This is a genomic window from Streptococcus sanguinis, from assembly GCF_050222175.1.
GTDB classification, from domain to species: Bacteria; Bacillota; Bacilli; order Lactobacillales; family Streptococcaceae; genus Streptococcus; species Streptococcus sanguinis_M.
This window is the reverse complement of record NZ_CP071420.1, coordinates 1,021,257-1,043,641: the sequence shown is the minus strand read 5'-3', so window position 1 is coordinate 1,043,641 and position 22,385 is coordinate 1,021,257. Positions and strand designations below refer to the sequence as shown.

Genomic DNA, 22,385 nt, shown 5'->3' with positions numbered 1-22,385 from the left:
AATTCTAATCTGCTCTCATTATATCATATCTTTTTTATTTTAAAAATAAAAACTCTTATGCTACAATGGGTAAAGAAAGTTGACGAGGTTATTTATGACTCTTTATCATGATATTTTAAGTAAGATCAAAGAATACGATACTATTATCATCCATCGCCATATGCGGCCAGATCCTGATGCTCTTGGTAGTCAGGTCGGACTGCAAAAGCTGCTTCAGTACCACTTCCCAGAAAAGACAATCAAAGCGACAGGCTACGATGAGCCCAATCTCATGTGGTTGGCACAAATGGACCAAGTCGCAGACGAAGAATACCAAGAGGCCCTAGTCATCGTCTGTGACACTGCTAATACAGCCCGCATTGACGACCAACGCTACACGATAGGCGACTTCCTCATCAAAATCGATCATCATCCTGATGATGAGGTTTACGGAGATATTTCTCTGGTAGATACAAGCTCTAGCAGTGCCAGTGAGATGATCGCTCTCTTTGCCTTTGAAAATGACTTAGACTTGAGCAAGGAAGCTGCAGAACTCCTCTATGCTGGTATCATCGGTGACACTGGCCGCTTCCTTTATCCTTCTACTAGCGCCCGCACATTCGAAGTAGCTGGCAAATTGCGTCAATATGATTTCGACTTATCAACCTTGTCCCGCAAAATGGACTCTATTAGCCGCCAAGTCGCTAAACTGCAGGGCTATGTCTATGAGCAATTGGAAATAGATGAAAATGGTACTGCGCGGGTCATTCTGCCTCAGGAAGTTTTACAAGCCTATCAACTGACCGATGCTGACACAGCAGCCATCGTCGGGGCACCTGGACGAATTGAAGAAGTCGGTCTGTGGGCTATCTTTGTTGAGCAACCAGACGGGCACTATCGTGTCCGCATGCGCAGCAAGGTTATTCCTATCAACGGTATTGCTAAAAATCATCACGGCGGTGGACACCCCTTAGCCAGCGGAGCCAATGCATTTTCAAAGGCAGAAATAGAGCAAATCTACACCGAGATGAAAGAATTGGCAAAAAAGTAAGAAATTAGTCTAAAAGTCTTGTCAAATCAATCAGAATTTGATAAACTATCAAAGTAACTAATCTATGGCTCGCAAAGAGACCATGGCAGAAAGGAAATTTTTGTAAAATGAGAAAAGATATTCATCCAGAATACCGCCCAGTTGTCTTCATGGACACTTCTACCGGCTACCAGTTCCTTAGTGGTTCAACTAAGCGTTCAAACGAAACAGTTGAATTCGAAGGGGAAACTTACCCATTGATCCGTGTAGAAATTTCATCAGACTCACACCCATTCTACACTGGACGTCAAAAGTTCACTCAAGCAGATGGACGTGTGGATCGTTTCAACAAAAAATACGGTCTCAAATAATCATAAGCACCAATCGGTGCTTTTTTTGTACTCAAAAATTTCTTTTCGCCTTTTTTGAACTTTAAAATCTGTTCACAACCGCCACTTTTGCTTCCTAGTTAATTCAACAAAAAAACTCCAAAAGTCAGACAATTAAAATCTAACTTTTGGAGTGTGGTTTATATGCAATCAAAGATTAAAAGCACAGATATTTAAGAATACAATTCCTTATTATTTATAGCTGTAAGCCCAGTAGTAAACACCATTTCCGTCTACAACTGTCGCTACTGCACCTTCAGTTACATTAGGATCAAGAAGCAATTCTCTCAGACCGCTGTTAGCCCATTTCTTAACGACAACAGAGGCATCTTCATCACGACGTCCAACAAAGCCTGAGCTATCGTATTGACGTGAGATTTCATTTACTTTTGGAAGTGCTTGATTTTGATAAATGTCTTCTGACCATGTCAACTCTTTCAAGCCTTGAGCTTTACGCTCTTCATTGATTTTAGCGAAAGCTTCTTTAGCTTTTGAAACATAGTCATAGTTTGTATCGTTTGTTGCTTCAACACGGTAAACAAACTTAACATAACCAAATTCTACATCACTGTATTTCTTATCCTCAACGCCACTCTTAAGGTTTGCAATCAAGACATAATCCTTAGCATATGGGTTTTCTTTGGTTTTTTCAAAGATTTCTGGATCTTCGATTTCCCATTCAACTTTGGCATCCCATCCTGCGTTATCAAGGAACTTAGGATTCATCTTTTCGATAACGTAATTCTTGAACTCTTCAACGTTCTTGAATGGCAGCGGTTGACCTGCTTTAGCAGTTGTCACTAGGTTAGTTGAGTACAATTTCACGCTAGAGTCTTTATCACTGTACATGTATTCATCATCTGCAGTGTTTTCGTGAAGTTTAGGATCAAGAGCTGGATCGTTTGGATCAGTCATGCCTTGCAGTTTCCATTTGTCACCAAACCATTTCCAATACGCTGAATATCCTGTACGTTCTGAATCAGAAGGCACGTAGTAGTAATGAGTGCTTCCGTCATAGTAGTAGTTTGGATCTTTCTCAAGAGCTTTGTCACCTGGTTTTCCAGACGGGTAAATCAATTTTGGAACTCGTCCATTCGGTGCCCATGCCAAGTGCTCAAGACCTTCTGCTGGTTTTTCAACATATGGTGGAATTTGATCTTCACTTGGTTTATCAGTTGTTACCAAACCAGGAGTCTCTGGCACAGCAGGTGTTGTTGGAGTTTCTGGTTTTGGTTCTGCTGGTTGCTCTGGTTTCGGAGCAAATGGATCAAACTCACCTTCTGCACCGCCAATTGGAGGATTTTCTGGCAAATCAACACTTGGTACCTCAGGTTTTGGTTCTGCTGGAGTTGTTGGTTGTTCCGGTCTATCATTTGGAGCTGGAGTTGGTTGCTCTGGTTCCGCTGGAGTCGGAGTCGGAACTTCTGGTTTTGGTTCTTCCGGCTGGCTTGGAGTTGTTGGATTAGTTGAGTTATCAGCAGAATCCTTAACAAACACCCACTTACCATTTTGATAGTAGTAATAGTCGCCATTATCTAATACATAATAATGATAACCATTTTCATAACGATAATGCGGATCGTTTTCCAAGTTGTTATTGGATGTGCTGTTATTGTTAGTATTTGTCAATGGTTTCCACTCACCATCACGATAGATGCGGTAAGAACCATCCGTCATACGGTAGTAATGGTTACCATTCCAGTAAATGTAGTTTTCATCGTTTGCAAGATTGTTGTAATTATTCCAACCATTGTATCCGTAATTGTTGCTATAGTTATAATTCCAGTTGTTATATCCTGGATAATAGTTATTATAACCATAGTTGTAATTATAGCCATTGTAACCGTAGTTATATCCGTAGTTATAGTTGTTATAGCCATAATTGTAGTTATTGTAACCATAGTTGTAGTTATTGTAACGGTAGTTGCGGTTGTTACGGTAATTATAGTTGTTATAACCATAGTTATAATTGTTGTAACCACCATTCCAGTAATTATAGCCTGGTTGATAGTAGTTATAACCATAATCTTGAGCCTGAGCATTATTCGCAAGAGCGAATGCTGGAATAATAGCCGCAGCCGCTACAACAGATCTTGATAAGAGTCTGAAACGATTGTTCATATTAATTAAACCTCCAAAGTGACCAACATCACTTTATTTTTTTGTGGGGGGGGATTTATTTTTTTGTGCACAACTTCATAAAAAAGAATTTCACGAAAATACTGCCAGCTGACAGTTGACTACCCCATCATTATCAAACGCAAAAAAACGAATCACTAGTTAGTGAATCCACCTGATTAAAGGTTGCACATAAATGTTTTTATAACATTTGATTTAGAAAGAAAGAAGCCAATATGCTTGAAAATACTTTTTTATGCATATCTCACCCTCAAGACGAATTATAGCACAAGAAATTTTTGAATGCAAGCATTTTAGTTAACAGGGTGTAAATTATTTTTATGGGTAATTTTTTATAGTTCGTCTTTTTGTTTATTTTTCTATTTTTTAGCTTTAAATATCTATAAAATCTTATTTTTGACGAACTAAAACAATAGAAGAATGTTTATAATTTGGTTTACACAGTGTAAATTATTTTTATTGTTTATTTATAAAAACTTCTCACCCTCTCATTTCTATTTTTTATTTAAGTTTATTTTAAGCTTATCTTAAGCCTTTTTTAAGCTTATCTTAAGTTTGTTTTAAGAATCAAAGAATCTTTTTATGAATCCCTTTCTTATGGGTTTTTATTTACAGAAATGAATAAGTGTTAAAAAGTAGTAAAAAATACTAGAAGCATTTATTCCAGCTTCTAGTATTTTGAATTTATTAATATTTGAGTTGTTTGATAACCAAGAGGTGGCTATCTTCCTCCCCAAACAAACTGTGTGGCTCATTGGGCTCCATCGTTAAAAAGGAACCTGCCACTAACCGAACGGTTTGTTCGCCAGCAGAAAAGCTTACATCTCCCGACAAACAAACAACTGTTACTAGTGCATCAGCGCTGTGCTCTGGTACTTCTTTTCCTTTAGCAAGATGCAGGTGATGGATGATTCTGCCTTCTTCTTGCACAGGTGTTTCTACAAAATCATTATTGGGATTGGTAACAAAAAATTTCATTTTCTTTCTCCTTCTAATGGATGATGTGACTACTGATCTTCATAGCCTCCACCAGTGATGCCGAAATATTCTTCTAAAGACTTTCCTGATTGAGCAATTTCCTTGGCTTCTTGACCAATATAGCGCAGATGCCAGCTTTCAGGCATATAGCCAGTTGAACCTTCCTTACCCTCTAGATAGCGAACGATAAAACCGTATTTATAGGCATTATTTAGAAGCCACTGACTTGCTCCAGCTTCTTGTACGAGATTGCCATTCTTGTCAATCAAGTCAAATGCCAAACCAGTCTGGTGCTCGCTGTAGCCTGGCCGAGCCGAATAGCGGTCTGCAGCTGCCTTACCATCCTGATTGACATAGTTTTGATAGAGTTCTGTCTGAGTATCATAGCTACGGAAACCACTGTATTGGTCGCTAATGGCATAGCCTTGCGCCTGCATGTCTGCAATCAGTTTGAGCAATTCTGCTTTAGCAGTCGCATTCTCACCTGGATTATAGGAAGGAGACAAAGGGTAGTGTTTGTTGACAACAAGAATCTCATCATATTGCCCTTTGACACTGTAGTAGCTACCGTTATAAGAAACATTTTGATCAAGAGTTTTGGCCTCGTGATTTTTCTCCTTTTTAGTATCAGTGCTGTCTGAAGATGTTGTCGTATCTTGGCTAGAGTTTTTATCTTTTTCAGCATCTTGTTTCTTAACTGTGCTAGTTGAGCTAGCCGCTTGTTTATCAGAGCTATCTCCAGTAGTGTCTTTACCAGACGAACACGCACCTAGAACAAGAACAGATGCTGCAAGAAGAATTAGTTTACTGTATTTCATTGTCATAATATCAACCTTCTGAAACTTCAAGATTATAGATTACAAAAGAATCCCCGCTAGGTTTCAAGTAATAAGTCTTATTTTTACGATTTACACTATTTGGAGTGTTATCGGTATAGTGGACCGTATAGTCCTCATATGTTGTCACGATATAGGAACCATTTTCTTCCTTGATTTCGCGGATATCCAAAGCTCCTGGCTCATAATAGTTAATTTTCGCTTTCTTAACACCACCACCAGTGGTCCACTCAACCATTTCTCGATATACTGCACTAGAGGTATCGTAGTATTGAGAATAGTTGTTGCTCCTGTTAGAAACAGAGCTGAAAACAGCACTGCGGTAGTCATTAAGGAAAGTAGAGACTTTTGCCTTTTGAGCCTCAACCTTTTTCGCTTCTTCGTTCTTTTCTCTAATTTTAGAAACCACTTCCTTAGGAAGCGATAATTTCACATTCGTGGTATCATCTTCCACAACCACTGTCTCTTTATTGGTAGTAAAGGTAGTATCAGAGATAGTAAACTTAGCATAAATTTCAAGTTCTTGATAAGGAACAAGCTGCAACTCAGGTGTCAAACTGCTACCACTCTCTTTACCATTAACAACAATTTTAATATCTGTTGCTTTTGAAGTTTCTGAAGGCATCGTAATTTTTAGCTGTTTCTTTTCAGACTTGAGATCCAGTTTGATTTCATTATCCTTAGCCGTAGCTAAATCAAGCTGAACCTTACTTTCTACATCTCCAACATCCGTCTTACCTTTGAGAGTAAAGTCTTGTTTGATAAAGTGATATTCACCCAATTCAGTGTCTGTATTTTTCTTAAGAGTAATAGTTTTTTTCTCACCAGGTTTAATGGTAGCATTATCCAAATTTGTATTGACTTTAACTTTGACTGGATAGGAAACCATCTGATATTCCTGGAAAATACCAAATTTCTTACTCTTTTCAGTAACACCTAAAATCTTATTATTGTTGTCATCGATATAAGCAGATTTGCCATTTGACTCAACAATGTTATCTAGCTCAGTTTCGAGATTAATCTCCTGGCTCTCTAGGTGCTCAACTAAAGCTCTTGCTTCAGCACGCGTCCACTTATCGGATTGAGTAGAGAGGAGACTTGCCACTTCATCAAAGTCTTTACTAGAGACGGCTTTTGCAAAATGGTCTGTAACAACTTTAACCCCAGTTATAGAGCTTAGATAGAAGAAAGCTCCAATCAAAGCGGCAACTAGAAGGGTTGGCCCTCCAATCATGATTGCTTGCTTCTTTGATATTCTCTTTTTAGCCTTTTTTACTGGTTTCTGTGGTAATTGTGAGTCGAGCAATTCAGACCGAATAGGCAAGTTAGAGAATCCTTGACTCTTAGCTTCTGCAAATTCTTCTTTGGTAGGTTTTCGACCAATATTATTTTCAAAAGCTTGCAGCCAATTCTTACGAAGCTCTTCATATTGGGTAGATTCAAATGCGCCTTGCTTCTCATCTTGGGAAGATGGTTGAACCGATTCTTCTGTGACAGAATCTTCAGAAGGTGTCTCCTGAACAATATCTTGATTATCAGAAGCTTCATCAGTAGTATTTTCTACTGATGAAGTATCTGTGGTTACTTCCTCTGCTTCGCCTGCAATCTCCTTAATCTTTTTTGGGTCAAAGTTAGATTGTTTACCGGCTTGGAACTCACTTGCAGTTGGTTTTCGACCAATTACTTTTTCAAAGAGATCAACCCATTTTTCTTTTGTTGCCATAAATCTCCTCCAATTATTACATCATTATGATACTAGCTAGTAGAGAAAAAGCGATAAAAGAGAAGATAATTGTAATCACACCATTGATAATAATGGCCAATAGATATTTATAAAAAGGATCCATAGAGTTGTTTGTCTTGGAATAAATCAAAGCAAAGGTCGCTCCAACTCCGACTAACAAAAGAACAATCCATGTGAAAAACAGAGATAAATGAATAATACCCAACAGAGCAAACAGAGCTGAAGCAGCAATAAATGGAAGAACAATGGCATAAAGTCGACCATACCAATCAAAAGCCTTATTAAAGGTAAAACTTCTATCTTGGTAGACCAAACGCTTCACAACAAAACCACCTAATATAATAGAGAAAAGGAAGAGAGCCGCTGCTATCAGAGAAACAAAGAAGACTTTGAAATTAAAAGTCGGTCCATTATACATACCAAAACTCATGATACCAATGGTACTGAAAATATTGTAGTTTGCAACAATAGCAAAAAAGAACGCTGTCAAACCTAGAGAAAGGTAACCATTCACCTTACTGCTCTCAACTTCAGATGTCGGTGATTTCCAAGCTGAAACGAGCCAAGCCCAGAAACCTTTCATTGTTTTAGAAAACTCGCTGGGTTGAGGAGGTTGCTGACTGTAATAAGCCTGTGGTCCTTGTTGAGGTACTTGTGAATTGAACTGTCCTTGCTGCTGGTTGTTCTGATAAGCTTGCGGACCAGAAGACTGAGGCTGTCCAGCAAAGGGACTTGCTTGCTGAAATCCTTGTTGCTGATAAGCTTGTCCCTGATTAGCAAATTGATTTGGATTTGCTTGTTGCTGTGGAGCTTCTTGGTACTGTTGAGCAAAAGGTTGTTGGAAATTTTGCGGCTGAGCAAAGTTTTGTGGTTGACCTTGTGTTTCAACTGTTTGAGCTTCTTGTTGCGGCTGTTCAAAGCTTGATGAAGCTGGGCTAGCTTCACTAGACACTTGCTCCGCACTTACCTGTTCAGCTTCAACAAATTCCCCAGCAGCCAAAGCTTGAGCAATTTCTTCCTCTGTAGCTGAGCGTCCGTTAACGGCCTCAAAATATTCAAGCCAATCTTCTTTTGACATAGATATTCTCCTATCCTCAATTTATTATACTACTATAGTATACAAAAAAAGGGCCGGAAATTCAATCTATTCCGGCATTTGCTCTTCTTAATCGCTTGTCATATCGTCAATTTAGCAGGAAAAGCTTCCACTCCTCCTTCGACATTAGTTACTTGGTAACCCTTGGCTTCCAAAAATTCGCAGGCACGCGCTGAGCGGCCGCCTCTTTGGCAGATGATATGGTAGGGGATTTGTTTATCTAATTGCCCATAATTCTCCGCCAAGCTGCTGAGAGGCAGATTCAGAGCTCCAGAGACATGTCCAGCTGTAAATTCGTCCACCTCGCGGACATCAATCAACTGCAGTTCTTCTCCCTGCAATTTGTCATATAAATCTTTCGCGCTAATTTTTTGCATTCTTTTTCTCCTATTCATTCATAATCACAATTTTTCCAAAACCTGCCGTTCCCTCTATAAAAGAATGAGCTTTGGGCACTTGCTCTAGGGAAAAGACACGCCTTGGTGTAACATTGACCTGATAGCGGTCAATATAGTCAAATAATTCATCCATCAAGTCTTGACTCACATGAGCTGAGTGGAAACTTGTCAGAAAACTGTTATTTCTAATTTCCTCAATTGGGTTGAAACCATTCAACTCCCACTGGCCACCCAAGAGGCCAGTCACGCAGATAATCCCGCCCTCTGCGATATGGTCAAAAGAATTCTTGACAGTTGCTGGGCCGACCAACTCCAGAATTTTATCAAACTTCTCCTCTGTTTCCAGTCGGCCATCCTGATCTATGATGATATCGTCGTAGGCTTGGTGCTTGAGTAGAAACTGTTTGGAACCGCTATTGACCGAGCCCACGATATGTGTGTCTGGAAACTGTGCCTTGACCAGACGAGCAAAGGCCAAACCGACACCGCTAGTGGCAGCCCGAACCAAAATCTTATCATTAGGCTCAATGCGCAGATTTTTCATAGAACCTAGAGCAGTATAATAAGTCTCTGGCACTGCTGCCAGCTCAGTCCAGGTCAGATTGGTCTCAACTGTATAAATTTGGTCGTTCGGTAGGAGAACGTACTCAGCATAAGAACCATCAAAAGCTCGCCCCATTTCTCCCATGATGGAAACCACTTTCTGGCCAATCTCTAAATCTTCTCGAGTCGTCTCGGCAACTTGGCCAACACACTCAATGCCTAAAATCCGAGGAAAGGTGACACTCGGCGATAAACCCTCACGAGTAAAAATCTCCGAGTGGTTAATCCCAAACCCTCTGACCTTGACCAAGGTCCAGCCTTCTTGAAGTTGTGGAATCGGTCTTTCTTCCAGCAGAAGCTTTTCTGGGCCACCCGCTTCGTAAATGACTATAGCTTTCATCGTTTCCATAGAATCACCTCGCTTTCTACAAAGTTTAGCATTCTAAGCTTAGACTTTCCAAAAATCAGTCAGCTACTTCTGAAAATCAAACTAAACTTTGACAAAATCATTAGCTAGCTGTTGGAGAATCTCCTGAGGGGAAGCACGTTGCTGGATATGTCCTTCATCCAAGTTCAAGATAGAGGGACAAGACACTAGCAAACGAGTGATAACAATCTGCTAGGTTTAATCACTTGAAAGAGAAGCTGGATAGCACTACTCTATCACAGCAAAACAGCTTACTAAAGCTCCAGCACTTGGTAAGAGTAGCCCAAATCATGCAGGAATTTAAACAAATCTGTTGTAGAGACAAAGATGGTCTTTTCATTGGTATTAGGATGAAAAGTCATGATATCCTCAGATACAATGTCCTTATCAAAATAAACTTGAATGTCCTTTTCCTCGTTGTTGAGGAGACCAAAAGGTGATACCGTTCCTGGTGGCAACTGCATTTTTTCATAGAGGGAATCCGCTGAAGCCATGCGAATACGGTTGGCTGAAACCAGCTCTTTAAATAGGTCCATATCCAGACTTTTTTTGTCATCCATAATCAGAAGATAATACTGAGTTTTCTTCCTGTTGGTCAAAAACATGGACTTAGTCCGAACTCCTTCCATGCCTTCAATATAGCTATCTGCTTGCTCTGTCGTAAATGCAGGTGGGTGCTCCACCACATCAAAAGTAATCCCCAACTCTTGCAACTTATTAGCTACTTGTTGATAAGCATCCATAGTTTTTTTCCTTTATTGATGAATAATCTTTTGTACCAATGCTTGTAAGTCTGGAACCACTTCTGCCTCAAACCAAGGATTTTTAGCCATCCAGATTTGGTTGCGGGGCGATGGGTGTACCAAAGGAAAAAAGTCAGGCAGGTAGTCTTGATAATGCTGAACCGTCTCAGTCAGCTTGATATTTCCTTTTTGATGCAGATAGTATTTCTGTGCATACTGACCAATCAAAATGGTCAGCTCAATATCTGGCAAAAGCTCTAAAATCGGCTGATGCCATTTGTCCGCAAAGTCCTTACGAGGTGGTAAATCTCCAGACTTCCCATGTCCCGGAAAATAAAAATCCATGGGTAAAACCGCAAAGTAGCCAGAATGATAAAAAGTCTCTTCATCAACACCCAGCCATTCTCTCAGTCGGTCACCACTCTTATCTTTCCAATAAAGCCCTGCCTCTTGAGTTTTCAGCCCCGGCGCTTGACCAACAATGTTAATCCGAGCATTTCGAGGTGCCGCAAAAAGCGGCTTGATTCCTTGCTCCGTAAATTCCTTATTTTCTGGGTCGGCCATGATGGCCTTAGTAATATCTTCTAATGTATGCATAGCAGCTCCTTGCAAAGAAACTCATTTGGCAAGACCAAACGAGTTCTTCTTTTTTATTTGATTAGTTCGTAGATAGCTTCCGCGTAAATGGCCGCAGCACGGAAAAGGTCTTCTACATCAGTAAATTCGTTGGCTTGGTGCATGGTGTTGACATAGTCTGGGAACATAGCACCAAAAGCCACACCGCGCTTCAAAAGACGGCCAAAGGTTCCACCACCAATGACTTGCTCATGCCCTTTGAGACCTGTTTGTTTTTCATAAACACTCAAAAGAGTTGCTACCAATTCATCATCTGCTGGAACATAGTGTGGAGTGTGTCCGTGTTCAGACAAGCTCACAGACACAACACCAGTAACTTTTTCAAGACCGGCCTGAATTGTTTTCGGATCAGTACCTTGCGGGTAACGGATGTTCAGAGCAATGGTATTGTCTGCCTTGGCACTGTCAAAATGGAAAACACCAGCATTCATGCTGAGAGCACCCATTTTAGCATCTGTATAAGCAATTCCTAACTTCTCACCTGCAAAGTCCTCGTGCAGAACTTGAGCTGCGACTTCCAAATAATCCTTGGCATCACCAGCAAAGTCAAATTGATTGAGGAAAAGAGCCAGATAGGTTGCTCCGTTGATACCGTCCTCTGGTGTAGAACCATGAGCTGATTTCCCAATAACTGTCACTTCAAGAGCGTCGCCATTTACTTTCAGACTAGCTGAAACCTTGTGGGCAGAAGCAAAGTCTTGCAATTTGACATCCAATTCCGCTGCATCAACTGCTGCTGTAAAAATAGCTGTCGCTGATTCTGGCACCATATTCTCACGAAGTCCGCCAGTGAAGCTCTTGAGTTTAAAGCTGCCATCATTACTGTTACCAAAGTGGAGATATTCTGTGATATTCCCTTTTTCACCGTTAATGATTGGGAACTCAGCATCTGGTGAGAAACCAAAGTCTGGCTCAGGTAGACCAACATGCTTGAAATAATAGTCCATGTCTTGCCAACCGGATTCCTCGTCTGTCCCCACCACAAAGCGCACGCGCTTAGATACTGGTAAGCCCGAGTCTTTGATGATTTTCAAACCATAGTAACAAGCCATAGTTGGACCTTTATCATCAGATGAACCACGCGCATAAAGCTTACCATCAATAATTTCAGGTTTGTAAGGATCTGTATTCCAGCCACTTCCAGCAGGGACTACATCCATGTGGGCAAAAATCCCAAGTTCTTCCGGACCCTCACCAAAAGTAAAGTGACCAGCATAATTGTCCACATTCTTCGTTTCATAACCATCGCGTTCAGCAATTTCTAAAAACTTATGCAGAGCTTGAACAGGTCCAGGTCCAAAAGGACGTTCCTTATCCGCCTTGGAATCGTCCCGCTCTGAGTTGATTTCCAAAAGACTGAACAGGTCAGCTAAGAGATCTTCTCTTCGTTTTTCAACTTCTGCTTTAAAATCAATTGTCATTATTTCACCCCAACTTCCAATTCGATTTAAATCGATGTATATACGAATTAAATCATAAACCTATCTATATCAACGTTTCTCAATGATTTCATCAACTGGCAAACGATAACTAGGTTCTAGTTTTTCATCAGTATAACCAACAGTAATCAAGAGTTCCGGACGGAAACGCTCATCAATTTCCAAAACCTCATTAACCTTAGATTTATCAAAACCTAAGATGATGTTAGAACCGATACCTTGGTCAGTCAGAGCCAGAATAAGATTCATGGCCACCAGACCAGCATTGAGAGATAAATAATCGCTCTTTTGCTGTTCACTATAGCGAGCAAACTCAGCTGGCAGATTCTGCATGTAAAATTGGAGCTGCTCGTCAGAGAAATTTCTCACTCCAGCAACACGCGCAATCTTGCGAGCCCGCTTGGTTAAATCAGTATCAGTAAAGAGTGCAATGGTCACTGGAGCTTCCTTAATCTGGTCCACATTTCCACCGAAAGCTGTCTCTGCTAGAGCCTGATTACGCTCCCGCACCACAACGAACTTCCACGGCTGGCTATTGTGAGCGCTAGGTGCCAAAGTTGCAATCTCAATCGCTGTGCGAACATCCTTTGGATCCACAGGTTTGTCATTGAAATGCTTGGTCGCATGACGCTTTTTATTGAGTTCTAGAAATTTCATAAGTCGCATCCTTTTCTAAATATACTAGCTTCATTTTATCATATTTTGTAAAAGTTTGCAGAAGTTTTTCACTGGGAGAAACTTTACACCGTAACTGTTATGAACATTTTAGGCTTTCTCTCAAATACTCGTCCTTCGATTGATTTTAAATTTTAGTAATAAAAAAAGCAGGTGATAGTCACCTACTTTGTAGATATTACTGAGCTGACGTAAGTGGAGCAAGAGCTTTATAAGCGCCCTCAATCGCCTTCTTCATGGTATCACGTCCTGTTTTCAATTGCTGAGCAAATAAAGCACGATTTTGTTCTGGAACTTCTGTATCATCTGAACCAACACTTGAAAGGGTTTCATTAAATGTCTCTCTTGAAGTTTCCATAGACTGAATTGCTGGTTCTACTTGTTGATTGTATGCTTCTTTCCCAGCCTCAGGTACTTTAGCCCCGATTTCATTTATGTACTTTTTATAATTATCAATCAACTTACTAAAGAGGGCTTTCATGTCACCAATTGTTTTAGCATTGTCGATTTCTTCATCTGTCAAAAGAACAATTTCTGGGATTTCTGCATCTGAACTAGCTGTTTTTGATGAAGTTTCAGAGCTACTTGATTTACTCTTTGAAGTAGATGTTTTTTCTACAGAACTTGAAGCTTTTTCAGAAGAATCTGATGTTGTTTTTCCAGAACATGCTGCTAAAGTTATAACAGATAAAAGCGCTACACTAGCTGTAATAATTTTTCTCATTACTGTCTCCTATTAATAAAGAATAGACATATTATAATACAAAATTATTTTATTGTCAAACATTATAGGCATTATAATAGTCCCTCCATTTCTGTTAATTTTTTCCTAATTATTAAAAAAATTCTGCATACACTGTCCTTATATGAGATTTGTCTATTCTAAATCCACCTGTGGCTCTGCTACTTCAGGCAAGGAAGTTTTCTGCTGGTCTGCTAGATTCAACTTCTCCCGCACTGCTTCTGCCACTGCTCGTGGAACGCCGACTTCGACGATTTGGTCGACACTGGCTTCTTTAATCTTGGTTAGAGATTTGAAGTGTTTCATAAGATTTTGCTTGCGTTTTGGTCCCAAGCCTTCAATGCCATCTAGCTGCGATGAGAAGGAATTCTTAGACCGGAGCTGGCGGTGGAAGGTAATAGCAAAACGATGGACTTCATCTTGGATACGCTGGAGTAGGAAAAATTCCTGCGAATTTCGGGATAATTCTACAACTTGCAAAGGATCACCAAAGAGTAATTCATGAGTCTGGTGCTTGTCATTTTTTTGCAGTCCAGCGATAGGAATATCCAATCCCAACTGCTCCTGAATAACTTCTTTAGCGACATTGACCTGGCCCTGTCCACCATCAATGACAATCAGATCAGGCGGTGTCAGTCCATCGCGAATCACTCGGCTATAGCGCCGCTTGATGACCTCACGCATACTGGCGTAGTCATCGGGTCCTACCACAGTCTTAATCTTATACTTGCGATAGTCCTTCTTGCTTGGTTTACCATTGACAAAGACCACCATAGCCGATACAGGACTGGTCCCCATAATATTGGAGTTATCAAAAGACTCAATACGAACAGGCGTTGGAATGTTAAGGAGCTGCCCTAGATTCTCAATAGCACCTTGAGTCTTTTCAATAGATTTCTCCAAGAGGTCAAATTTCTGCTGGAGACTAACTCGGGCGTTTTTGATAGCCAGATTGACCAGCTGTTTCTTTTCGCCTCGCTGGGGCTTAAGCACCTTGGTATCCACCAGGACTCGGACAGCTTCTTCATCAATGTCTGCCGGAATCAAAATTTCATTGGGCTTGAGATGGGACTTTTCTTGGTAAAACTGGCCAATATAGGTCAGAAAATCTTCGTCCGGATCATTGTAATAGGGAAAAAGATTGACGTCACGCTCGATTAACTTGCCCTGGCGGACAAAGAAGACCTGTACACACATCCAGCCCTTATCCACATAGTAGCCAAAGACATCACGATTTTGCAAATCCTTGGCCATGACCCGCTGCTTGGTTCGCAGCGTACCAATGGACTGAATCAAGTCGCGGTACTCTGCCGCTTTTTCAAACTCCATAGCTTGCGCTGCGCCAGCCATTTTCCCCCGTAAATCCTCAATAATCTGGTCATCCTGTCCCTTGAGAAAGGCAGCTACCTCCTGAGCCAGCTCTTTGAAATACTGGCTGTCTACTTGGCAAATAGTGTGAGCCTTGCACTGCCCCAGATGGTAGTAAAAGCAGACCTTTTCAGGCGGATTTGTACACTTGCGGAAAGGAAAGAGTCGATCCAAAAGACGCTTAATTTCATTGGCCGCACCGACATCCGGATAAGGACCAAAATAAAGTCCACAGTCCTTTTTGACTTGGCGCGTGATAATCAGGCGCGGATAGGTCTCATTGGTAATCTTAATAAAAGGATAGGACTTATCGTCCTTGAGCATGATATTGTACTTAGGCTTGTTTTCCTTGATTAGATTAATCTCCAGAAGCAAAGCCTCAATATTAGACTCGGTGACAATAAACTCAAAATCCTCAATCTCGGAAACCAGAGCCTCCGTCTTGGTGTCATGACTGCCACGGAAATAAGAACGAACCCGATTACGAAGATTCTTGGCTTTTCCGACATAGATAATGGCACCGTTTTTGTCTTTGTGAATGTAACAGCCGGGACTGGTCGGCAACAGTTCCAGCTTTGATTGGATTAGCTTGTTCATAGGTCTATTATAGCAGAAAAGGGGAGTATTCAACAGGTAGACACTAGATTATTAGAAAATCATAAGTTGAATTCCTTTCATAGATAATTCTGAACAACAACTTCTCTTCATCTCTTCATACAAGTACCAAAAATATATTGCGAATGAGACAAAATCCTCTCCATAATAAAGCGTTTTCTATGCAAAAATCAAGCAAGCGATTGCACAGCCATTTTAATAGGCTTTGATTAAATAAACAGAAATAAAATAGAAAAATTTTAGAAAAATTAATATATTTTTAAAAAAATTTCAAAAAAAGGCTTGACAAAAATTGCAAACGGTTGCATAATAGGATTGTAAATAAAAATTCCGGGAGGAAATAGGAATGAAAACATGGAAAAAAGTAGTATTGGGCAGTGTCAGCTTGCTGGCTGCAGGAACACTGTTAGCAGCTTGTAGCTCGAATAGTAGCAAGGAGAGCTCTTCTTCTAAAGCCGATAGCAAGACCTTGAAACTTTGGGTGCCAACTGGTTCTAAAGATTCTTACTCTGATACAGTTAGCAAGTTCGAGAAAGAATCAGGCTACAAGGTTGACGTAGTCGAAATGGAAGATCCAAACGCTCAGGAAAATCTGACAAAAGATGCTAGTACTGCTGCCGATGTTTTCTCTCTGCCACACGACCAACTTGGTAAATTAGTTGAAGCTGGAGCTATTCAAGAAGTTCCTTCTAAAATGGCAGAAGAAGTCAAGAAAAACGATACTGAACAAGCAGCAATTGGTGCTCAATACAAAGGCAAAACTTATGCTTTCCCATACGGTATCGAATCACAAGTAACCTACTATAACAAATCAAAACTTTCCGCTGATGATGTTAAGTCTTATGAAACCATCACTTCTAAAGCTAAATTTGGTGGAAACTTGAAAGAGGCTAATGGATACATCACTGCTCCACTCTTCCTTTCTGTTGGCGACACTCTCTTTGGTAAAGATGGTGAGCAAGTAGACGGAACAAACTGGGGTAACGAAGCCGGTGTGAACGTTCTGAAGTTCATCGCAGCTCAAAAGAATAACAGCGGTTTTGTAAACGTAGATGCTTCTAACCTTCTTGCTAAATTTGAAGATGGTTCAGTTGACGCTTTCCAATCAGGTCCATGGGACTACGCAGCTGCTGAAAAAGCTGTCGGCAAAGACAACCTTGGTATCTCTGTTTACCCAACTGTTAACATCGGTGGACAAGACGTTCAACAAAAAGCCTTCCTCGGTGTAAAACTTTACGCAGTTAACCAAACACCTTCAAACGGCGACACTGACCGTATCGCAGCAAGCTACAAACTGGCTCAAGTGCTTACTAGCAAAGAAAGCCAAGAAAACCAATTCAAGTTTGAAGGACGTCACATCATCCCTGCTAACAAAGAAGTGCAAGAGTCTGAAGATGTTAAGAAAGATGCCTTGGCACAAGCTGTTATCACAATGGGATCTTCTGATACCTACACAACAGTTATGCCTAAACTTAGCCAAATGTCTGTCTTCTGGACTGAAAGTGCTGCAATCCTCAGCGATGCTTACAACGGTAAATTTGGTGAAGATCAATACCTCGCAAAATTACAACAGTTTGATAAAGATTTAGCAGCAGCTAAATAATCCTCAAACGAATAAAAATAAGCATTGAAGTGAGGAGGGCAGCCTCCTCACTTCTTTCTTTGTAAATATAAGGAGAATACTATGACTCAGTCATCTTATGACAATGCATCCATGGTTCAGGTCTTTAAAGAGGGAACTTGGGATGTCAAACTCTCTTTTCTGGTAATGGGACTGAGCAACCTTGTAAACAAACAATTTATCAAGGGGCTGCTCTTCCTCTTCTCAGAAATTGCTTTCCTGATTGCTTTTGCAGTCCAAATCATACCAGCTATTGGTGGCATGATTACATTGGGGACTCAAGAGCAGGGAGAGGCTATCAAAAAAGTTAACGGTTTGGAAATCACCGTTCAAGTAGCGGGTGACAACTCTATGCTGATGCTGATTTTTGGACTTGCTTCTCTTATCTTCTGTGCAGTCTTCGCCTACATCTACTGGTGTAACCTGAAAAGTGCTCGTCACTTGATGGCACTCAAGCAGTCCGGTCAGAAGATTCCTAACTTCGTTGAGGACTTTAAGACGCTTGCTGACGGCCGCTTCCACATGGGTCTAATGAGCATTCCTCTCATTGGAGTACTGCTCTTTACCATCCTGCCTCTGATCTATATGATCTGCTTGGCCTTTACTAACTTTGACCATAAGCATCCAGCTCCTAAGTCACTTTTTGACTGGGTTGGCTTCTCTAGCTTTGGTGATGTTTTCTCAGGTCGCATGGCTAGCACCTTCTTCCCACTTTTAGGCTGGACCTTGATTTGGGCGGTTGCTGCGACAGCTACTACATTCTTCTTCGGTATTGTTTTAGCTCTCTTGCTCAATACCAAAGGCCTCAAGTACAAGAAAGTTTGGCGCACACTCTTCGTTATTACTATCGCAGTTCCACAATTCGTATCCCTGCTCTTAATGCGTAATTTCCTGAATGACAATGGACCTTTGAACGGATTATTGCAAAGCCTCCATCTCATTCAGCATCCAATTCCATTCTTGAGTGACCCTGTTTGGGCTAAGTTCTCAATCATCCTTGTCAATATGTGGATTGGTATTCCATTTACCATGCTGGTAGCGACTGGGATTATCATGAACCTACCTAGCGAGCAAATCGAAGCTGCTGAGATTGATGGAGCTAGCAAGCTTCAAATCTTCAAGAGCATTACTTTCCCTCAAATTCTCTTGATTATGGCGCCATCACTCATTCAGCAGTTTATAGGAAACATCAATAACTTCAACGTTATCTACTTCCTGACAGGCGGTGGACCTACTAACTCTTCCTACTATCAGGCAGGCTCAACTGATCTTTTGGTTACCTGGCTCTATAAACTGACCGTTTCTGCCAAGGACTACAATCTGGCATCTGTTATCGGTATCCTGATCTTTGCAATCTCTGCAGCCTTCAGTCTCTTAGCCTATACTAGATCCGCATCATTCAAGGAAGGAACTGCTAAATAATGAAAAATAGAAAAAAACTCAGTTTATTAGGGATTTATGTCTTACTGGCTGTTTTAGCACTCATCTGGCTAACGCCGATTATCTGGATTTTTCTGACCAGCTTCCGTGGTGAAGGCTCTAATGCGGTCCCTTACTTCTTCCCTAAGACCTATACTCTTGACAACTATATCAGACTGTTTAATAACAACACATATCCTTTTGTTCAGTGGTTTATGAATACCCTGATTGTTGCAACAGCAACCTGTATCCTGTCTACTTTGATTACTGTGGGTATGGCTTACTCACTCAGCCGTATCAAATTCAAGCATAAAAATCGTTTCCTCAAGCTGGCTCTGGTTCTTAACATGTTCCCAGGTTTCATGTCTATGATTGCGGTTTACTACATCTTGAAAGCACTCAATTTGACACAAACCCTGACTTCACTGATTCTGGTTTATTCAGCTGGAGCAGCTTTAGGCTTCTATATAGCCAAAGGTTTCTTTGATACAATCCCATATTCATTGGACGAATCCGCTATGATCGACGGAGCGACCCGCTTCCAAATCTTCCGGACTATTACATTGCCGCTTTCAAAACCGATTATCGTTTATACAGCGCTTATGGCTTTCATGGGACCTTGGGTTGACTTCATCTTTGCCTCTGTCATCCTAGGCGATGTCAAGGAAAAATATACAGTGGCTTTGGGACTTTTCCAAATGCTTAATAAGGACGCCATCAATAAATGGTTCTTGCCTTTCACATCTGGAGCAATTATCATCGCTATCCCAATCACTCTTCTCTTCATCTTCATGCAGAAATACTACGTAGAAGGTGTAACAGGCGGAGCAGTCAAATAGAATCTATTATGTATATCAAAAACTTCCGACAATTAATATCGGAAGTTTTTATCTTTCTTAGAAAATGTGGAACTTAACTCCTCATCCCTTTTATATGAGATTGCTTATTAACTTGGACAAAAAAAATGAGTCTGGAAATCGTTCCAATCTCATTTTTTATTTCATTAATTATAATCTTCGTCTCTGCGACGGCGCTTGTTCGTTCCCAAAAAGGCAGCTGCACCAAGTGCCATACCAAAAATTGCAAGGCGTTCTGCTTCTGAGCCAGTATTTGGCAGAATAGCAGGAACTGTTGGAGCCTTATCAGCTGTCGTAGCCACGCTAGCAAGTTGAGCTGCAGGATTTACAACAAAATCAGTAAACGCACCACCACCTGCCGCTTGAACGGCACCCGTAGTGGCTCCTTTGACTTCACGAGTGTTCGCATGAACTTCTGCAGTCTTAGCATCTGAATCTTTCTTAGATTCATCCTCTGCACCTGGACCAGCAGCTCCGCCTTTTACAGCAGTTAGAGTCTGTTTATCTTCACCTGAGCGATAGTTACTATTCAGAGCATTTCCATACAGGAGAGCTGCTTGATTCAAGATATTCAAGAGAGTTTCATAATTCGCTTGAAGACTGTTGTAGGATTCCTCAAGGACAGCTAAAGTTGCAGTCTCTTGATTTAAGATTGCTTGTTTAGCTTCAAAATCAAGCTGCGCTTCTGCCAACTCCCGCTCTGCTTCTGCAAGTAACTGAGGAGCATTTTGAAGGTCAATAACTTTCTTTTTAGCTGCAGCTAATGTTTTTTGAGCAGACAGCAAGTCCTCTTGAGCAGTTGTCAAATTAGCTTTCGCAGCTTCTTGAGCAGACTGAAGTTCTGCCAACTTATCCTTAGCTGCCGCTAGAACTGCCTGAGCATTGCTCAAGTTAGTTTGGTAAGGAGCCAAGCTTGCTGCAATCTTAGCTGTTGCTCTGTCAAGAGCTTCTTGCTTGAGAGCAACATTCTGCTTAGTCAAAGCTAGATTATTTTCAGCAGTTGCTACCTTCTGACGAGCTGCTTCAACTGCTGCAATTTGAGCTGCCGCTGTCTTTTGAGCATCAGCTAATTGAGCATTTAGGATATTGATAGCTGATTCCTGACCAACTTTTTGAGCCTTAAGTTCAGCTAATTGATTCTTAAGTGCTGTAACATTAGCGTTAGAACCTGCAGAACGACCACCACCAGCACGCAACAACTGCTCCATAGCAGCAACAGTCAATAGAGTACCGTTATTAACACGCTGGTTAAAGTTGCTAATGTGATGGAAACCAACCTCGGATGTACCATGAGGAGTGCCCCATTGGTTTGGATGTTTATCATAAGCCGCCGAGATAGCATTGGCTTTATTGTCCATCATCTGCACATAGTGGCCAATTTTAGCAAATACATCAGCACCAACTCTCATATAGATAGCATTAGCATCAATCTGAGTTTCATCAGTAGGCAGTCCATATTGCGCCGCAATCCGTTGATAGAGTTCTTTTTCACTATGCCAGAAATTGACAGCTCCTTGTGGGTCAAAGCTAATCGCTACATTTTCGTTACCAATCAGCTTGCCCATGTGCCAGTTATTGCGCTCAAAGTAGATAGTCTGAATCTGGCTAGCCACATTCGCATATGGATCAACCAACAACTCTTGTAAGCCGGCATTACGACGGTAAGCATTAATAGCCTTGACCAACTCTAAAGCTTGCAGGTTATTTTCCAGATTAGCTGGACTAGTTGGGTCAGAATTAACTGAGATACCAAATTCATTTTGTCCGCGTTGGTAAACAGCAAGTGCATTGTTAGCAGCATCACGAATTTCTTGATTAGCCGCATTGTTACGAACATTTTCTAAAAATTGAGAATAAGTCGTATTGCGAAGGTCAACAGGAGCTGTTGCTGCTGCTTTCTCAGCAGCAGGAATTTGCGCTTCAAGAGAGCTGATAGCTTGATTGGTTTGGCTCAAAGATGCCTTTGTCTGATTGATTTTATTCTGGATTTCAGCCTGCACTTGTGGAGCAGAAGACGCTGCTTGTTCCGCCTTTGTCAACTCAGTCTTTGCATTGTCTAAAGCGGTCTGTGCTTGACTTTGCTGGCTCTTAGCAGTTGCTACAGCTTGCTCTTCTGAGTTAAGCGGTGTTTTAGCTTGTTTCAATTCAGTCTCGGCAATGTCTACCAGAGATTGGCTCGCCTTAATAGTATTCGCTTGATCTTTAACAGCTTGGTCTGCCTTGGCAGCCTTAGCCTCTGCTTCTCGAACAGCAGTGTCTTTTGCGCCAACCTCTTGCTCTGCTGTTTTTGCTTCCGTCTCCGCTTTAGCAACATTTTCTTCTGTTGCTTCTGCCTGCACTTCTTTAGCAGTCTCAACAGCGGCTTCAGCCACTTTCACGCTAGTTTTTGCATCTTCAGCTTCTGTTTTAGCAGTATCTACTATCGATCTTTGCTCATCAAGTTTAGCTTTGGCCGCTTCAGCATTTTCTTGGGCAACAGCTACATCTGCTGCTGTCACTGGTTTCTCAGTTACTTCAGTCGCTTTTGGAGCTGTTACAGTTGATTCAACCAACTCATCCGCGTGCACTTGATGGGTCAGTCCACCAGAAATAATAGTTGTAGCCGCGATACCAGTCGCTACAACAGACTTGCCTATTTTCTTTTCCATAATCAATCTCCTTTTTATAATCTCACATACTATAATTAACCTGGGTATAGCAGCCCGCATAGT

General features: G+C 41.1%; 19 protein-coding genes. 5 read left to right on the top strand and 14 right to left on the bottom strand.

Translation table 11 applies throughout. From position 1 onward, the window contains the following. Positions 1–94 precede the first annotated feature (94 nt). Both J1C91_RS05265 and J1C91_RS05260 read left to right on the top strand, forming a co-directional pair. Positions 95–1,030: a DHH family phosphoesterase gene (locus tag J1C91_RS05265; RefSeq protein ID WP_048772862.1), complete on the top strand. Its 936-nt coding sequence runs from the start codon at positions 95–97 to the stop codon at positions 1,028–1,030. 107 nt (positions 1,031–1,137) lie between these two features. Then, positions 1,138–1,380: a type B 50S ribosomal protein L31 gene (locus J1C91_RS05260; RefSeq protein ID WP_002895374.1), complete on the top strand. Its 243-nt coding sequence runs from the start codon at positions 1,138–1,140 to the stop codon at positions 1,378–1,380. A 210-nt stretch (positions 1,381–1,590) separates the two neighbouring features. Here the strand turns inward: J1C91_RS05260 and J1C91_RS05255 are convergent, their stop codons facing one another. The 13 genes from J1C91_RS05255 to uvrC form a co-directional block, all read right to left on the bottom strand. Continuing rightward, positions 1,591–3,519 (bottom strand): cell wall protein, encoded by a 1,929-nt coding sequence (locus tag J1C91_RS05255; RefSeq protein ID WP_032912448.1) that lies wholly within the window; start codon positions 3,517–3,519, stop codon positions 1,591–1,593. Between the two features lie 705 nt (positions 3,520–4,224). Beyond that, entirely contained in the window at positions 4,225–4,515 is a 291-nt protein-coding gene (locus J1C91_RS05250) for a cupin domain-containing protein (RefSeq protein WP_002909632.1), read from the bottom strand. A 29-nt stretch (positions 4,516–4,544) separates the two neighbouring features. Further along, entirely contained in the window at positions 4,545–5,339 is a 795-nt protein-coding gene (gene ldcB, locus J1C91_RS05245) for an LD-carboxypeptidase LdcB/DacB (RefSeq protein WP_376738733.1), read from the bottom strand. A gap of 4 nt (positions 5,340–5,343) precedes the next feature. Continuing rightward, entirely contained in the window at positions 5,344–7,074 is a 1,731-nt protein-coding gene (locus J1C91_RS05240; protein WP_002909630.1) for a TcaA second domain-containing protein, read from the bottom strand. Positions 7,075–7,090: 16 nt separating this feature from the next. After that, on the bottom strand, positions 7,091–8,173 hold the full coding sequence (locus J1C91_RS05235) for a DUF6574 domain-containing protein (RefSeq protein ID WP_002909629.1): 1,083 nt from the start codon (positions 8,171–8,173) through the stop codon (positions 7,091–7,093). 98 nt (positions 8,174–8,271) lie between these two features. Next, positions 8,272–8,586 carry a rhodanese-like domain-containing protein gene (locus J1C91_RS05230; RefSeq protein ID WP_002909628.1) on the bottom strand — a complete coding sequence of 105 codons (315 nt, stop codon included), beginning with the start codon at positions 8,584–8,586 and terminating at the stop codon, positions 8,272–8,274. Continuing rightward, positions 8,579–9,541: a zinc-binding alcohol dehydrogenase family protein gene (locus tag J1C91_RS05225; RefSeq protein ID WP_002909627.1), complete on the bottom strand. Its 963-nt coding sequence runs from the start codon at positions 9,539–9,541 to the stop codon at positions 8,579–8,581. Before J1C91_RS05225 ends, J1C91_RS05230 begins: the two co-directional genes overlap by 8 nt. 272 nt (positions 9,542–9,813) lie before the next feature. Next, positions 9,814–10,302 (bottom strand): prolyl-tRNA synthetase associated domain-containing protein, encoded by a 489-nt coding sequence (locus J1C91_RS05220; protein ID WP_125439442.1) that lies wholly within the window; start codon positions 10,300–10,302, stop codon positions 9,814–9,816. A gap of 12 nt (positions 10,303–10,314) precedes the next feature. Continuing rightward, positions 10,315–10,899 (bottom strand): uracil-DNA glycosylase family protein, encoded by a 585-nt coding sequence (locus J1C91_RS05215; RefSeq protein ID WP_125439440.1) that lies wholly within the window; start codon positions 10,897–10,899, stop codon positions 10,315–10,317. A gap of 53 nt (positions 10,900–10,952) precedes the next feature. Then, entirely contained in the window at positions 10,953–12,359 is a 1,407-nt protein-coding gene (gene pepV / locus J1C91_RS05210; protein ID WP_125439438.1) for a dipeptidase PepV, read from the bottom strand. 69 nt (positions 12,360–12,428) lie between these two features. Beyond that, positions 12,429–13,034, bottom strand: a complete 606-nt coding sequence (locus J1C91_RS05205) for a nitroreductase family protein (protein ID WP_032912447.1) — start codon at positions 13,032–13,034, stop codon at positions 12,429–12,431. A 196-nt stretch (positions 13,035–13,230) separates the two neighbouring features. Next, positions 13,231–13,776, bottom strand: a complete 546-nt coding sequence (locus tag J1C91_RS05200; RefSeq protein ID WP_002909615.1) for a hypothetical protein — start codon at positions 13,774–13,776, stop codon at positions 13,231–13,233. 153 nt (positions 13,777–13,929) lie between these two features. Next, a complete protein-coding gene (gene uvrC / locus J1C91_RS05195; RefSeq protein WP_125439436.1) occupies positions 13,930–15,759 on the bottom strand; it encodes an excinuclease ABC subunit UvrC in 1,830 nt (609 codons plus the stop codon). A gap of 364 nt (positions 15,760–16,123) precedes the next feature. On the opposite strand from uvrC, the gene J1C91_RS05190 reads away from it, so the two are divergent. The 3 genes from J1C91_RS05190 to J1C91_RS05180 all read left to right on the top strand — a co-directional run bounded on the left by J1C91_RS05190 (position 16,124) and on the right by J1C91_RS05180 (position 19,656). Further along, on the top strand, positions 16,124–17,380 hold the full coding sequence (locus tag J1C91_RS05190; RefSeq protein WP_002900230.1) for an extracellular solute-binding protein: 1,257 nt from the start codon (positions 16,124–16,126) through the stop codon (positions 17,378–17,380). Positions 17,381–17,461: 81 nt separating this feature from the next. After that, positions 17,462–18,820, top strand: coding sequence for a carbohydrate ABC transporter permease (locus J1C91_RS05185; RefSeq protein WP_002904606.1), 1,359 nt, complete (start codon positions 17,462–17,464; stop codon positions 18,818–18,820). Next, positions 18,820–19,656, top strand: coding sequence for a sugar ABC transporter permease (locus J1C91_RS05180; RefSeq protein WP_002897450.1), 837 nt, complete (start codon positions 18,820–18,822; stop codon positions 19,654–19,656). The genes J1C91_RS05185 and J1C91_RS05180 overlap by 1 nt, the downstream gene beginning before the upstream one ends. 164 nt (positions 19,657–19,820) lie before the next feature. On the opposite strand, the gene J1C91_RS05175 is transcribed toward J1C91_RS05180, so the two are convergent. Then, a complete protein-coding gene (locus J1C91_RS05175; protein WP_002909613.1) occupies positions 19,821–22,382 on the bottom strand; it encodes a CAP domain-containing protein in 2,562 nt (853 codons plus the stop codon). Between the last annotated feature and the right edge of the window lie 3 nt (positions 22,383–22,385).

Coding starts and splice junctions, on each gene's coding strand:
- J1C91_RS05265 (WP_048772862.1), top strand. CDS start 95: ATGACTCTTTATCATGATATTTTAAGTAAGATCAAAGAATACGATACT.
- J1C91_RS05260 (WP_002895374.1), top strand. CDS start 1,138: ATGAGAAAAGATATTCATCCAGAATACCGCCCAGTTGTCTTCATGGAC.
- J1C91_RS05255 (WP_032912448.1), bottom strand. CDS start 3,519: ATGAACAATCGTTTCAGACTCTTATCAAGATCTGTTGTAGCGGCTGCG.
- J1C91_RS05250 (WP_002909632.1), bottom strand. CDS start 4,515: ATGAAATTTTTTGTTACCAATCCCAATAATGATTTTGTAGAAACACCT.
- ldcB (WP_376738733.1), bottom strand. CDS start 5,339: ATGACAATGAAATACAGTAAACTAATTCTTCTTGCAGCATCTGTTCTT.
- J1C91_RS05240 (WP_002909630.1), bottom strand. CDS start 7,074: ATGGCAACAAAAGAAAAATGGGTTGATCTCTTTGAAAAAGTAATTGGT.
- J1C91_RS05235 (WP_002909629.1), bottom strand. CDS start 8,173: ATGTCAAAAGAAGATTGGCTTGAATATTTTGAGGCCGTTAACGGACGC.
- J1C91_RS05230 (WP_002909628.1), bottom strand. CDS start 8,586: ATGAATAGGAGAAAAAGAATGCAAAAAATTAGCGCGAAAGATTTATAT.
- J1C91_RS05225 (WP_002909627.1), bottom strand. CDS start 9,541: ATGGAAACGATGAAAGCTATAGTCATTTACGAAGCGGGTGGCCCAGAA.
- J1C91_RS05220 (WP_125439442.1), bottom strand. CDS start 10,302: ATGGATGCTTATCAACAAGTAGCTAATAAGTTGCAAGAGTTGGGGATT.
- J1C91_RS05215 (WP_125439440.1), bottom strand. CDS start 10,899: ATGCATACATTAGAAGATATTACTAAGGCCATCATGGCCGACCCAGAA.
- pepV (WP_125439438.1), bottom strand. CDS start 12,359: ATGACAATTGATTTTAAAGCAGAAGTTGAAAAACGAAGAGAAGATCTC.
- J1C91_RS05205 (WP_032912447.1), bottom strand. CDS start 13,034: ATGAAATTTCTAGAACTCAATAAAAAGCGTCATGCGACCAAGCATTTC.
- J1C91_RS05200 (WP_002909615.1), bottom strand. CDS start 13,776: ATGAGAAAAATTATTACAGCTAGTGTAGCGCTTTTATCTGTTATAACT.
- uvrC (WP_125439436.1), bottom strand. CDS start 15,759: ATGAACAAGCTAATCCAATCAAAGCTGGAACTGTTGCCGACCAGTCCC.
- J1C91_RS05190 (WP_002900230.1), top strand. CDS start 16,124: ATGAAAACATGGAAAAAAGTAGTATTGGGCAGTGTCAGCTTGCTGGCT.
- J1C91_RS05185 (WP_002904606.1), top strand. CDS start 17,462: ATGACTCAGTCATCTTATGACAATGCATCCATGGTTCAGGTCTTTAAA.
- J1C91_RS05180 (WP_002897450.1), top strand. CDS start 18,820: ATGAAAAATAGAAAAAAACTCAGTTTATTAGGGATTTATGTCTTACTG.
- J1C91_RS05175 (WP_002909613.1), bottom strand. CDS start 22,382: ATGCGGGCTGCTATACCCAGGTTAATTATAGTATGTGAGATTATAAAA.